At 34.5% G+C, this 14,125-nt stretch carries 13 protein-coding genes; 1 reads left to right on the top strand and 12 read right to left on the bottom strand.

The features are described from left to right. Nucleotides 1-1,002, bottom strand: coding sequence for a D-isomer specific 2-hydroxyacid dehydrogenase family protein (locus P8F83_RS02245; protein ID WP_326513259.1), 1,002 nt, complete (start codon nucleotides 1,000-1,002; stop codon nucleotides 1-3). A gap of 2 nt (nucleotides 1,003-1,004) precedes the next feature. Next, nucleotides 1,005-1,907 (bottom strand): phosphogluconate dehydrogenase (NAD(+)-dependent, decarboxylating), encoded by a 903-nt coding sequence (gene gnd, locus P8F83_RS02240; RefSeq protein ID WP_326513258.1) that lies wholly within the window; start codon nucleotides 1,905-1,907, stop codon nucleotides 1,005-1,007. A 248-nt stretch (nucleotides 1,908-2,155) separates the two neighbouring features. Between gnd and P8F83_RS02235 the strand changes: the two genes are divergently transcribed. Continuing rightward, the gene (locus P8F83_RS02235) at nucleotides 2,156-3,004 is read left to right on the top strand and encodes a MurR/RpiR family transcriptional regulator (RefSeq protein ID WP_326513257.1); all 849 of its coding nucleotides are present in this window, start codon (nucleotides 2,156-2,158) and stop codon (nucleotides 3,002-3,004) included. A gap of 126 nt (nucleotides 3,005-3,130) precedes the next feature. Here the strand turns inward: P8F83_RS02235 and P8F83_RS02230 are convergent, their stop codons facing one another. From P8F83_RS02230 to P8F83_RS02185, 10 genes are all read right to left on the bottom strand, one after another. After that, entirely contained in the window at nucleotides 3,131-3,757 is a 627-nt protein-coding gene (locus P8F83_RS02230) for a Vat family streptogramin A O-acetyltransferase (RefSeq protein ID WP_420022615.1), read from the bottom strand. After that, nucleotides 3,757-4,596, bottom strand: a complete 840-nt coding sequence (locus P8F83_RS02225; protein ID WP_326513255.1) for a nucleotidyltransferase domain-containing protein — start codon at nucleotides 4,594-4,596, stop codon at nucleotides 3,757-3,759. The genes P8F83_RS02230 and P8F83_RS02225 overlap by 1 nt, the downstream gene beginning before the upstream one ends. Before the next feature lie 447 nt (nucleotides 4,597-5,043). Then, nucleotides 5,044-5,802, bottom strand: a complete 759-nt coding sequence (locus P8F83_RS02220) for an ABC transporter ATP-binding protein (RefSeq protein ID WP_326513254.1) — start codon at nucleotides 5,800-5,802, stop codon at nucleotides 5,044-5,046. A gap of 4 nt (nucleotides 5,803-5,806) precedes the next feature. Continuing rightward, a complete protein-coding gene (locus P8F83_RS02215) occupies nucleotides 5,807-8,137 on the bottom strand; it encodes an ABC transporter permease (protein ID WP_326513253.1) in 2,331 nt (776 codons plus the stop codon). A 2-nt stretch (nucleotides 8,138-8,139) separates the two neighbouring features. Further along, entirely contained in the window at nucleotides 8,140-9,282 is a 1,143-nt protein-coding gene (locus P8F83_RS02210; RefSeq protein ID WP_326513252.1) for a sensor histidine kinase, read from the bottom strand. Then, a complete protein-coding gene (locus tag P8F83_RS02205; protein ID WP_326513251.1) occupies nucleotides 9,279-9,965 on the bottom strand; it encodes a response regulator transcription factor in 687 nt (228 codons plus the stop codon). The genes P8F83_RS02210 and P8F83_RS02205 overlap by 4 nt, the downstream gene beginning before the upstream one ends. Before the next feature lie 306 nt (nucleotides 9,966-10,271). Next, the gene (locus P8F83_RS02200; protein ID WP_326513250.1) at nucleotides 10,272-10,514 is read right to left on the bottom strand and encodes a hypothetical protein; all 243 of its coding nucleotides are present in this window, start codon (nucleotides 10,512-10,514) and stop codon (nucleotides 10,272-10,274) included. Between the two features lie 242 nt (nucleotides 10,515-10,756). After that, nucleotides 10,757-12,004 carry an ABC transporter permease gene (locus tag P8F83_RS02195; protein ID WP_326513249.1) on the bottom strand — a complete coding sequence of 416 codons (1,248 nt, stop codon included), beginning with the start codon at nucleotides 12,002-12,004 and terminating at the stop codon, nucleotides 10,757-10,759. Then, nucleotides 12,005-12,892 (bottom strand): ABC transporter ATP-binding protein, encoded by an 888-nt coding sequence (locus tag P8F83_RS02190; protein WP_326513248.1) that lies wholly within the window; start codon nucleotides 12,890-12,892, stop codon nucleotides 12,005-12,007. A gap of 140 nt (nucleotides 12,893-13,032) precedes the next feature. Beyond that, entirely contained in the window at nucleotides 13,033-14,085 is a 1,053-nt protein-coding gene (locus tag P8F83_RS02185; RefSeq protein WP_337250868.1) for a sensor histidine kinase, read from the bottom strand. Nucleotides 14,086-14,125 lie beyond the last annotated feature (40 nt).

Here is a 14,125-nt window from a genome sequence, read left to right as displayed (position 1 = left end):
CTATTCCCTAATAAATTTACTTACTGGCTGAATTGCCCTCTCCGGTAAAATACCTAAAACTATTTGCTCAATATCCGTTACACATTTATTCCCCATTTGCTCTAGACATTCCATAGTATAAGCTGATGTATGAGGAGTCATTACAACGTTATCAAAAACTAAATACGGATGACTCTTTCTACCTGGTTCTTCTTCTAAAACATCTGTGGCAAAACCAGCAATTTTTCCAAATTTCAATCCCTCAACAACCGCATTTTCATCCAATAATGCTCCTCTTGCACTATTCGATATATAAACACCGTCTTTCATCTTCTCAATTTCGTTTTTAGATATCATATGATAACTTTCTTCAGTTAAATTTGCACAAAGACAAATAATATCTGAGGAATTCAACAATTCATCTAATTCAACCTTTTTTGCCCCATAACTCTGTAGATATAAATCTGACTTGTATGGGTCATAGGCCAAAACATTACATCGAAAACCATTTCTAACAGTCTCTACAACACAACTTCCTGTGTTTCCAACCCCAATAACACCTACTGTTTTATTGAAAAGTGTATGTCCAACAAATTTAGCTCGATCTTCCCAACGATCAGCTTTAACTCTATTACTGGATTCTACTGTTTTTCTTAATACAGTTAGTAGATTTGTAATGTTGTTTTCTGCCACTGCATCCCTCTCTACTAAAGCAGGCACTATTGTAACAACAGTATCATGTTCTTTTGCCGCATCTATATTTATATTGTTGTATCCAATTCCATGACGTGTAATCAGCAAAAGCTCATCTTTATAATCAAAAAACTCTTTAGTGAAAAAAGGGGTTACACTTGCAATGATAATATTGTATCCAATTAATAATTTTGCAAGTTCTTTTCCAGGCATTTCATTATCAACTTGAAAATAATCAACAGATCCTATTTTCTTTAAACGATTAATGTGCTTAGGGAATATCTTTCCAAAACTACTTGAATTAACAATTGCTATCTTATATTCTCTCATCTTTACTTATCCTTCTTTACAACAGCATGCCCACCAAATCCATTTCTTAAAGCAGACACCACTTTTGCAGAAAAACTATCATCTTCCTGAGACAAATTACGCATAAATAAACTCAAAGCAATTGTTGGTACTGCAATTCCCATATCCAAAGCAGTTTCAATAGTCCATTTTGCTTCTCCAGATGCAGCAACTACTCCCTTATAATCTTCTAAGTTTAGACTAGCTTTAAATTGTGATTCAGCAATTTCCATAAGCCAACTTCGAATAACAGATCCGTTGTTCCAAACCTTTGCAACAGCAGCTAAATCATAATCAAATTCGCTTTCTTTAACAATTTGGAAACCTTCACCGATTGCTTGCATCATTCCATATTCGATTCCATTATGAATCATTTTCAAAAAGTGACCACTTCCAGATTGGCCAGTATATAAGTACCCATTTTCAACTGAAATGTCCTTAAAAATTGGTTCTATATGTTTAAACACTTCAGGATCTCCACCAATCATTGTACATGCACCACTTAGTGCACCAGAAGTTCCACCTGATGTTCCACAATCAAAATAAGATATTTCTTTCTCATTAAAAGTTTTTGCACGTCGTATTGAATCCTTAAAATTTGAATTTCCACCTTCAATAACAATGTCATTTGGAGAAAGTAAATTCAACAATTGATTCAATACAGTTTCCGTAATTTCTCCAGAAGGTAGCATAGACCAGATAACTCTTTTTTCAGTAAATGAAGTAATCATTTCCTCTAAATCATCAAATGTTTTTATACCTGCCTTTTCAGCATTTTCTTTTGCTTGATCAGATAAATCAAACCCTATAACATCATAATTATGATACTTTAAATTACATGCTATGTTTAAACCCATCTTGCCAAGACCTATAATAGCTATTTTCATACAATCCCTCCATTTCATGGCTTTATTTTATCAAAAAAATTTTTTTCTGTAAAGCTTTTTAAGAAAAAAATTTTTCTAAATATTTTTTACCTCGTATTTCTATTTTCACCTACTATTGCAATTTAAGAAATAATATGATATTCATATAAAGTAGCTATAACTATGATAATATTTATAATATAAATTAAAACTAAAATTTTTTATTATTTTGAAGTTACAATAAATCATCTAAACAAAGGAGGCCCAACATGGATGTATCTGTTAGACTTAAAATCAAATCACTATATAGTGGATTAAGTTCCAAAGAACAAAATATTGCAGATTATATACTTGAAAATCCAATTTCTGTGGCTCAAAATTCTATCAGCGATTTATCTGCTGAGCTCAATGTTGCAGTCTCTACATTATTTCAATTTGCAAAAAAGCTAGGTTATTCTGGATTTAGAGAGTTTAAGATGGCTATCTTAGTTGAAGAAAATAATTTTTCAACTACATCAATTCATGAAAAGATTGAAATTGATGATAACGAGTTAACTATGGCACAAAAGGTCTTTGATTCAAACATTAAAACCCTAACTAATACTAAGAAAATCTTACAATTAGACGATCTGAAAAAAGCAGCTGAAATTATATCAAATTCAAATCTACTATACTTTTTTGGTGTGGGTGGATCAGGTATACTTGCAGCAGATGCATATCATAAATTTTTACGTTCTCCAACTCATGTTCGTCATAGTACTGATTATCATATTCAACTTATGGAAGCATCTTTATTAACATCACAGGATTGTGCAATTTGTATTTCCCATACAGGAAAATCAAAAGAAACTATCAAAATTGCTGAAGTAGCAAAAAAAGCTGGTGCAAAAGTAATTGTCATCACTAGCCACGCATCTTCTCCTTTAGCTAAAATAGGTGATATCGTTTTTATTTCTATATCTGAAGAAATAGAATTTCATTCAGAAGCTTTATCTTCTCGTATATCTCAATTGAGCATATTAGATTCACTCTATGTAATTTTGATGTTTATGAATAAAGATAAATCAAAAGAAGCTTTATCTAAAGTTAGACGCACTATATGGGACCTAAAGTATTAAAATCTACACCGTCAACATTTCAATGTTATACTTTAAAAAGAGCTGGGCACTAAATAATTAGTGTCCAGCTCCTTTGGCATAAAAAATAAATCCTACACTCAAAAGAATGCAGGATTTATAGTAAATTTAAAGTAATTGCTCTACCCCAACTCCAGATGTCAGATTTTCAAGATTATTAAATATCTTCTCTTCATCCCAATTCCACCATTGAAGTTTTAATAAAAACTCTATTTTTTCATCACTAAATCGTTTTTTAATAAATTTAGCAGGATTTCCACCATATATCGTATAAGGTTCGACATCTCTTACTACAGTTGAGTTAGCTGCTATAATTGCTCCATCTCCAACCTTAACACCAGGCATAATGGTTACATTTTGACCTATCCACACATCATTTCCAATTACTGTGTCACCCTTAAAAGGAAGCTCATCTATTGTAGGTGTCACCTTTTCCCATCCGCAGCCAAAGATATTAAAAGGATAAGTTGTAATTCCATCCATTCTATGATTTGCACCATTCATAATAAACTTAGCTCCCTCTGCAATTGCACAGAACTTTCCTATTATCAGTTTATCCCCTAAAAATTCGTAATGATGCTCTATATTATCATAAAATTTCTCTGGAGACTTTTTATTATCGCTATAATACGTGTATTCCCCAATCTCAACATTAGATCTTTTAGGCAGGTTACTTATATAGCAAACTGTCTTTATATTTTCATTTGGATAAAGCTTTTTCTTATCTGGTCCCATCATTGTATATTAACTCCCTTCAGTTCTTCAACCTCATCTACTAGTTTTTGAAGAATATCAATTCCTTTTATTGTACAATCTATATCTGTTGATATTAAGGAAATAATCTTATCGATACTTTCCTTGTAATTGCTTGGCTTGATCTTAAAATCTTCAATCATCTTAACAGCCTTTTTCTCATTTATACAGTATTCCCTGTTTAGTGCAAATAAGACTTGATTAAGTGAAGCTATGCTTCGAAAACTATGCCCACAAACATATGATATATCATCTTTATTTATATTTTTCTTGGCAATCATTAAAGAGAAACCTGCCTCAAACATAAAAAATTCAGATAACCCTTTCTGAAGAGCTGTTGGATAACATTCTGCTTGCTTTTTTAATTCATAAAAATTTTCATCATTAGCGTATTGCAACTTACTGATTGCCAATTCTCCACGATACATGGCACTAATATATCCATGGGGATGTCCTGTCTGATAATTAGCAGTAACAATGCCTTGTTCAGTATCTTTAATTATTTGAACTACACGTTTTTTATCACGCAAAATCAAGTCAACATGATACCCATTTATGACTAACCATCCACCTCCATTAACCCACTCACCCCAAGCTCCTGGAGGTACAACAAGGTTACTTCTATGCTCATCATCTAGCTCTGTAGCAAGTTGATTGATAGAAGTCAGGTCAAATAATTCTGAATTATAATAGATTCCAATATCTATGTCAGAATCCTCTGTATGTGTGCCTCTTGCACGTGAACCACCTAATACAACACCTTCTGCAAAAGGCAAAAGGGATAATTTCTCTGTTACTAATTTAATGATATTATTTGTCATACGAACACTCTCCTTTTATCAATATCTAAAATACCATGTTTTCATATCAAATTTCTCCTTGCATTTTTATTGTTGATTCCTTATAAGTTTTAGGCAATAAAAAATGCAGGCTAAAGTCCGCAGTGGGATCTTTAGTCTGCATATCAACGTTAAAAAGACACAAAGAAAAACGCATAGTTTAATATAACTACACTCCCTCTATCTATGTCCTAATACGTAAAATAAGCACAACAAAAAAGCCCACCATCATGGATGTTTTAAACGCTTTTTTTATTGCCTTCTTATCTTAAACGTACTGAATACATAGATATATGTCCTCCTTTAATTCACCAAATTTACATCATATTATCATAGAAAATGTATTCATGTCAAATACTTCTATAGAGGTAAAAAAATAGATGCCCTAAAGCATCTACTTTTTAATATGTTCTTAGTTTGCCAATTACACTAAATACCTACAGCAGCCATTCCAGCAAGTACCTTTTTCCCTCTCAAATCTATATCCTTATCGCTAAAATTTTGTAGCGACAGTTCGGAAACTATATTACCGTCCTTCGTAAACAGAATCCTATCAGCCCTTGCTGCAACTTTAGAGTCGTGGGTCACGAGCAATATAGCCGTACCTTCTTTGTTGATATCCACTAAAAGCTCCATGATTTCCTCCGCCGACCTTGAGTTGAGTGCACCTGTAGGCTCGTCAGCTAATAGAATCTCTGGATCATTCATCAAAGCTCTACAAATTCCAGCTCGCTGGAGTTGCCCTCCCGAAACCTCTGTGGTATCCCTGTTTTCAAGCCCTGAAATCCCTGTTTTCTTCATCAGTTCTTTCGCTTTTTGTGTAAGTTTCCTACTATCTTTTTTGCCCTTATACTCTGCTGGAAGGATGATGTTATCTAAAATATTTAAATTTTTTAACATGGTAGGTTGCTGAAATACAAAGCCCATTTTCCTTCTTCGAACATCAGCAAGTGTGTTTTCCCTAAGTTTAGATAGTTCTATATCGTCAAATTTTACCGACCCACCTGTAATGTCGTCCATACCACTGAGAGCGAACAGCAGTGTAGATTTACCAGAACCAGATGGTCCCATCACAGCAACAAACTCACCTTTTGCTATTTCCACGTTTACTTCATTCAGAGCCTTGATTTCCTCGCCACCTTTGCCAAAAATTTTCACGATATCTTTACCTACAATGATGCTATTCATAATATTAATCCTCCTTAATATAATCGGAAACTTTTAATGTCTGGATACCTGAAATACCTAGCCTTGTTGCTGTAATGATGCAACACGCAATTAGTAGTGGGGAAATCAGGTAGACAAACCAAGGGTTTACTACAAAACGGAATGTTGTTGCTCCAAAAGAAGAAACGATTGCCACACCAACAAGCTCTCCTAATGTATTAGCCATAATAGTCCCTATGATTAATCCAAGTATCAGCACAGTGATTGAGCGCGTAAGATACTGTCCACGAATATCCTTACTAGTAAATCCCATTGATTTCAGTATTGCTATAGGATGACGGTCTTTGGTCACTATCATTCTTATAAATAGCATAGTAACTAGTAGTGCGATCAGGATAGTTGTTCCTATGGCTGCAGTAGAAGCAATTTTGACTGCGTCCCGCATTGATCCAAGCATCTGCTTAATGCTTTCGTCTATCCCTGTAATCTTAGCGAAAGGGAACTGTCCTCTGTACTGTTCTATTGACTCATTTACACTCTTTCGGTCTAGGAATGTGACCGCTATACCTACACTCAAAACATCTCCACTATTTGTATCAAAAATAGCTTGTGCTGTTCGTCCACCATTGGTGACATCAGAGTAAACCCCGCACACCTTCAGGTGCTTTTCTAATCCATCAACTATTAAAACGATCTCATCCCCAACAGTTTTTTCAAGGTCTTTAGCATTGAGATTTGAGAGGGCAATCTCTGACTCTAATTGCGGAGCATGACCTTTGGAATAGGTGATAGGAAATACAGAGTAGTCACCAAATGCTACCCTAAGTTTCTCTGTCGTTCCATCGTCTGTTATCCTGTCTAACATCCTACTAGTAAACAAAGTATACTTTTCAACATTCTTATCTTCCACAAGTACATCAGCAATTTCATTAGCCTTCCCCACAACATCCTCTACCTGTGTCCTCATCACCCCAATATTAGCATCACAAATTCCCATACCCATATAGGTAATGAAGCTTTTCGCAGAAATAGTACTACTGATATTTTGTGGCACAATCATAATGAATGAAGAAATTATCATCACCATCAACATAGTAACATACAGTTTTTTCCTTGATAGAACATCCTTGATTCCAAGAAAAATATTTCTAGAGAAGATCCTGTTATTGCTCAGACGGAATGTTCTTGTAAATTTCGATTTTTCCTTTGGAGCTCCGAACCTTACCGCCTGCGCCGCGGATATTTTATGGAAGCGCTTTAATACACTGTTCACATACAACATGACAACTCCGAAAATTACCGTAGCCCCCAAAAGTCCCCAGAGTAAGCCAGAAATTTTGCTTCTACTTTCTCCCATATATAAACTAATATTTTTCAAAAAATGCGTTTGAAGCGGTAGAGAAACCAAAAAACCTAACGCACATGCTACTCCCGCTATAGCTCCGTATTTTGCAAGGTAGAGTTTTTTAATTAGTGATACACGTATACCAATAGCCTTAAGTACACCTATTTCCTTATAATCATCTTCAATTTTAGCCAGTAGCGTAAAGCGAATGCACAAAAATGTCACAATAATAACAAGGTGACTTATTAACATCAGCACAGCAATCATGATGCCGTCTGTAATACCATTTATCATCTTTACTTGTTTGTAAGTGATAGCAGGAGGCCCGTTTGCAGGAAGGCCAGCGTTAATATAAGATGCTTCGAAAGCGGGGAAGGAAACATCCTCTGCTAGTCTAAACTCAATAAGGTATTCTAGCTTTCCAAACTCTCGGACTCTTTCAAAATCTGCTTGGCTCACAAGAAACCTCTTTGAACTTACAAGGGCAGCATTCATGACAGAATCCCTTAAAAAACCAGCTACGGTAAAGGAAATATCGTGTATTTTCACCTTATCGCCAAGTGCCACGTTTCCTTCTTTCATGTAATATATTGGAACATATATTTCTCCATCATTCGGATGTATAACTTCACCATCTAAATTAAGTAGGAAGTCGAATTTCTTACCCTGCACAGAAAGTCCGTTGTCCTGTATACTTCCAGCAAGGGAATCGTCACCTATTACAATGTCCGCACCCTCGATGTTAAGGAACTCTAACACCTGATAATCCTCTACCCTATCATTATCCTCTGCAAAACTTTGCAACTGTCCCCTATCTACGTCTCCTGTGTGCATTTGCATGAAATGGAGTGATTTTGCAGAAACAAGCATATTATCTATAGCACCAAACAGATTTACTGTCATAGATGCAGCCAAAGCGGTTAGCATGGAGGCAACAAGAATAAAAGCTGTAATTGTCACGGTAATTAGCTTACTTTTTCGTATATCATTTTTAATTATTTTTTGATACATCTTTATACCTCCCCCTTTCTACATTCTGAAACTTTTGGGAACCTCAAAACAAACATCTTTGTATAAGGAGAGGGGGCATTCAATACAAAAACCTCTCCAGAGTGCTGTTCCATTACCTTTTTTACAATTGCAAGTCCAAGTCCTGTTCCGCTATTGGTACTTCTTGAATCATTTCCTGAAACAAAAGGCTCAAACAGGTTCTTAGAAATAGACTCTGGGATAGCCGCTCCGTTATCCGAAATTTGTATCTCAATTCGATTGTACTCCTCAGTAATTCTTATGGACAACTGGCTTCCCACCGGGTTATGGCGAATAGCATTAGTCAGTAGATTACCAATGGCACGCTGGATTTCTAACGAATCTGCCATGTAAAATATAGGCTTATCTGGCAGATGAAGCTCCAACTTCATCTGTTTGTTTTCGATTTCACCAAACAAAGTGGCGCAAGATACTCGGAGTAGCTCTACAAGGTCAACCTTCGCTAAATTCAACTGGTATTCCGAATTTCCCATCTTGGAATAAGAAAGTAATTGGTCAATCAATTGGTTCATCTGAGCAGATTTCGCTTTTATCGCCAAATTGTATTCTCTCTGTTTGTCCACATCCTCAACCATACCATTTGCTAAAGCCCCTGCGTATCCATAAATAGTTGTCATGGGGGTTTTTAAGTCATGGGCAATATGGGAGAAAAGACGCATTCTCTCATTTTCCATTATCATTCGCTTTTCTTCAGAATCCTTTAGCTTTCGCGCCATAAAATTGAAAGCATCTCGCATTTCTCCAAACTCTATTTCTGTTTCAAAGTCCAGCGTAGTGTCTAAGTGACCAGCTGTAACCTCATTAAATCCGTCTTGCATTTTTTGTACAGGTTCCATTATTTTTCTGCTAATTCCACGTCCCAAAAAAACAACCCCTATAAAATATACTGCAGCTGTGATAAGATTCCAGAAAACCGAAAGTGTGATTTGCAGCTTTTTTGTCTCCTCCGCAAGAGGGGAAGATGCTAGCTCCGAAAAATTCATCCCGTTATTTAATGTAAAAAGGCTGAATAAAATCTCCAATACCAGAAGCGTAAGTGCAATTCCAAGGCTATAGACTATAAAACTGCGCATTATGACGCTTCTGAAGCTACGCTTTTTCTTCATTTACACACCTCCAGACGATACCCCAATCCCCGGACTGTTCCGATAGATACTGCTCCTTCTTCAGGAAGTTTTCCTCGTAGCTTGCTGATTGCAACCATCACCGTATTATCGTCTACGATGCTTCCCTCCTGCCATGCAGCTTCATAAATCTGCTGTTTGGTATATACACGTCCGGGACTTTGCATAAATAGCTTCATAATGTTAAATTCAGTAGCAGTAAGAGGAATCGTTACTCTGCCAAAGTTAAGTTTGCAAGTATAAATATCCATACGCAACTCACCTGCAATTAGTAAATCTACTTCAGAATCTGCCACACACCCATTATAACGGCGTAGTTGAGCTTTAATTCTAGCAATGACTTCTAATGGATCAAAAGGCTTTGTCACATAATCATCAGCACCAAGGTCAAGCCCCAGTATTTTTTCATGATTTTCTGTTTTCGCACTAACAATAATAATAGGAATATTACTATGCTCTCTCAAACCTTTGATAAGCTTATAGCCATCAAGCTCTGGCATCATAATGTCTATAACAGCCAAGTCAACCTGCATGGATTTAGCCTGTTTTAGTGCCTCCAAGCCATTTTTAGCCTGTATCACAGAATATCCGTCCTTTTCTATATATAACCTCAGAAGCTCACGAATTTCCTTCTCATCATCTACAATCATAATCTTTTTATTCATGGTTTCACCTCTCTCTTTTGTCTTATCATACCTTCGAACCTTAAGTTAATTATAGTTGCCCTACCTTTCAGTTAAACACGGCTAACCTTAACATTACCTTAAGATACTTTAATACTGAATAATATACTAAGTATAAATTTCTTTTCTCTTCTACCAAAGTACAATACACTTTCTATAAATGGACTCTTCTACTTATTAAATATTACTAACTAAATTTTAACATATTATTTTCCTACAAAATTATTTGAGAATAAAATAAATGCCACTCAAAAGGATATCCTCCCTTTAAGTGGCATATATAAATCTCTAAAATTTAAATGTTCCTACAACCTTAGTAGTCCTATCATAATAATCCTTAGAAACTTCTTCAATTCCTTCACAAATCTCTTTTAGATTACAACGGCTACACTCTTTAATTACTCCATTTTCAAGTAAAGAGCAGCTTAACTCATCATCATAAGTAGAATTTTTAATAGCTAAAGCAATCTGTAGCTTATCAAAGCTCTGTCCCTCTTCTTTAGAACTTACAGTTATCTTATCTTTTATCATCTTAACACCTCCTATAAAATTTCTTCTAGACAGTAAGAAGTTAATCAAAAACTTAATTTCACCTCTACGCAAAAGATATACACCTTAATACTGTAAAATTTCTGACGTAGGAAGAAATTAGTCAAATCATTAAGTTCTGTCCTGTAGAGGCTTCCTCCCAAACCTCATCAAATCATTTAACTGTACACTCAGTATATATGCAAAATCCAAAATTATTACTGAACTTTTTATAAAATCTTGATTTATGCAACCTGATGTTTGTTATAAGTACGTATAGCAAGAAAAAGAAATACAGGAATTTCAATTATTGCTGCGGCTATTATGACGTAAGGTGTCCAAATACTCAACTGACCAATATGCAGATAATTAAAGCTAGTTAACTGGTAAAGCAGACTATTTTGCGTACCTACTCCTGCTGATGGTAATATAAAAGTAAACCAATTAGCTCCAGCTGAATAGGTGAATATAGGAAGTAAGCAAGTTACAATGGCAATTAGTATAACAGTAAGTGAATCTTTGCATTTAGCTGACAAAAACAATGTAAAACTAACAGTTGCTAATAAGGAAATAATTCCGCCTAATGCCAAGGTAATCTGAAGCTCACCTAAATTGAGTGCTGGCAGGCTTATAACTGAAAATAGCATCTGCATTGATGTTTTCATACACTCTGTTCCAAATGCTAGATTTGAAATTAGCAAATGAATTGAAATACATATAATGAATGTTGTCGTGAAAATAGTTAGTGCTGACATAATCTTTGCAATCCCTAATTGAGAACGTCCATATTTTGTACAACGTAAAATGCTATCTGAACCTGTTTGGTATTCATTAGAAAAGGTAGGCGTTGCAGCAGCTATACAAATAATAACTAGTAGAAAAATAAACAGAACAATATAATCAAACGCGTCTCTTGAATATCCAGAATAAAGCTTAAAAGGTCTATTTATTTGTGTATATTTTTTTATTGCGTGTTCTTGTGCCCTTGGATATTCCTTCTGCTCCATCTCCATTATATTTTTAAGATGTTCGGCTGTCTGATCATAAAACCTATCCAATTTATCTGGATGAATATCCATTAAGCTTATTCCTTGACCAGTTTTAGAATTAGAATAGGTTTCTGGTAGCCTTCCTAACAAACTTTGAACTGGAAATATCTTTTTTATATAAATATTTGTAGGAAATTCACCACTATTAAGACTTTCTTCTCCATATGGTAAAACCTCTTTTTGATAGATATTCAAAGCTTCTTTAAGCTTTTCCGAAGTAACTTCTCCGTTATTTTCAGAGCGAAGTGATTTTTTATATTTAATTGCTTTCAATCCATTTAAGGCTGCTACCTTATTCCCAGTGTCATCATACTGATTTATATCTTCATACAATACTGGAAGCCAAGCCATCACCATAGACATGACTAATGCCATAAGTAATAAAATTATAGAACGACGCGATTTTAAAACACGCTTTATTTCAAGACGATAAATACGACTCATTTACTCTCCCTCCTTAATGATATCTTCTTGTGGAAATAGCCATAAATACAAATCCTCCAAACGAGGTGGAGCCATTACTGAATCGCTTGTTTTTGCCTCATCTGCTAAATAACGAATTGATACCTTATTATTACCCTCACTGCGTTGGTTAATAATACGAAGTTGCATTTCATACATTGGCATTTTTTCAGCAGGTACAATACAAGTCCAAACCTTACCTGTAACTTGCTTCACCAATTCATTAGTTGTTCCTACATCAATTATTTTTCCTGATTTCATAATGGCATTTTTAGTGGCAATATACTCAATATCAGATACGATATGAGTTGAAATAAGTACAATCCTGTCATTGGAAAACTCTGAAATAAAATTCCTAAACCGCACCCTCTCTCCAGGATCAAGCCCAGCTGTTGGTTCGTCCATTATTAAAAGTTTTGGGTCATTCAACATTGCTTGTGCAATCCCCACTCTACGTTTCATACCACCAGATAACTTGATAATTTTTTTATTTTTCACCTCCGTCAAGGTAAGTGTATGCAGTAAGCCATCAATCTTTTTTTTCGTTTCTCGAACTGGAATATCTTTAAGTGCAGCCACATACTCCAAATAGTCCTTTACTGTAAAATCTTGAAAAAAGCCAAAATCTTGTGGTAGGAACCCAAATATATTTCTATATTCTTCTCCCATTAAATGAATATCCTTACCATCAAAAAGTATTTTCCCACTAGTTGGTTTTAGAATATCTGCAATAATTCTCATAAGAGTAGTTTTACCAGCACCGTTAGCCCCAAGAAGACCCCATACACCAGGTGTAAGATTTAAACAAGCATCATCAACTGCAATTTTATCCTTAAATTCCTTTTTTAGATTTTTAACTATCAACTCCATGTCTTTCTCCCTTTTTTTATAATACAAAAACAAATGTCCTTGTTCAGTTTTATTTTACTGAACAAGGACATTTTAAACTTTAATATTAACAGGATAAATTCCTAAGAAAATCCTAATATCCTATTAATGTTTTACTAATTTTAAGTAGGAAGTGATATAGTAAAAGTAATCCTATTATTTTCACTTTTAGATAAAATCTCTCCACCATGCAGACGAATAATTTCATTTGCTATAGAAAGTCCAAGACCTGCACCACCACTATTGGATTCACGAGCAGAATCTAAACGGTTAAATTTTTCAAATATCTTAGAAAGCTGATCTTGTGGAATAGTATCCCCTTGGTTTTCAAATCTAATATTAATCTTATTTTCTTCCTTATAGACATAAATCAGAATTTCTGTATTAGGATAGCTGTAGGCAATGGCATTTTTAAGCATATTATTAAACACTCTAGCTAGTTTTTCAGCATCAGCACTTACAGTTAAATCTTCATTTGCATTAAGCACAGCAGAATTTCCTTTATAAGATAATGTTGGATAAAATTCATCAATAAGCTGTACAAGCATATAATATAAATCTACACTTGTTTTTGTTAATTGAATTTGCTGTGTATTATACCTAGTAATTTCAAAAAATTCATTAATGAGCTTTTCTAAACGTATAGATTTCTCCAAAGCAATTCCAACATATTTTGCTTTCTGCTCTACTGGCATATCAGGTGCTTCATCAAGCAAACTTAGATAACCTATTACAGATGTAAGAGGTGTTCGAATATCATGAGCTAAATACATAACTAATTCATCTTTTTTACTTTCAGCCTCTCTTACAGCTTTCTGACTAAGCATAACAGCCAACTTTATTTGATTCATTTGCTTCTCAACATCTTTAAGTGGTTCAGATAATTCAATAGTTCTGTCATTTGATTGATATATTATTTTAATTGCATTCATGACTTCTTGCAAATATTCCCAAGGCTTCTTCCAATAATAATAATAAATATAGAAAAATCCTATAACCAGATATAAAAAATAGATGAATTCAATTCTAAGGTGTATCCAAAGAAAAAATGTATTTGAAAATCTACTAAATCCATAATCAAATAATATTGCTAAAATATACCCAGCTAAAATATAGATAATTAAAGTTATACAAAGTTTCACACGTAATTTCTTTTCTGTACCAGTATTCATCATTGCTATCACCTCCATGCCATAACTTCTTTCTTTTCATCTT

Source organism: Clostridium intestinale (assembly GCF_035905475.1).
GTDB lineage: Bacteria > Bacillota > Clostridia > Clostridiales > Clostridiaceae > Clostridium_T > Clostridium_T intestinale.
The sequence above is the reverse complement of the archived record's forward strand: the minus strand, read 5'-3'. Positions and strand labels throughout refer to the sequence as shown.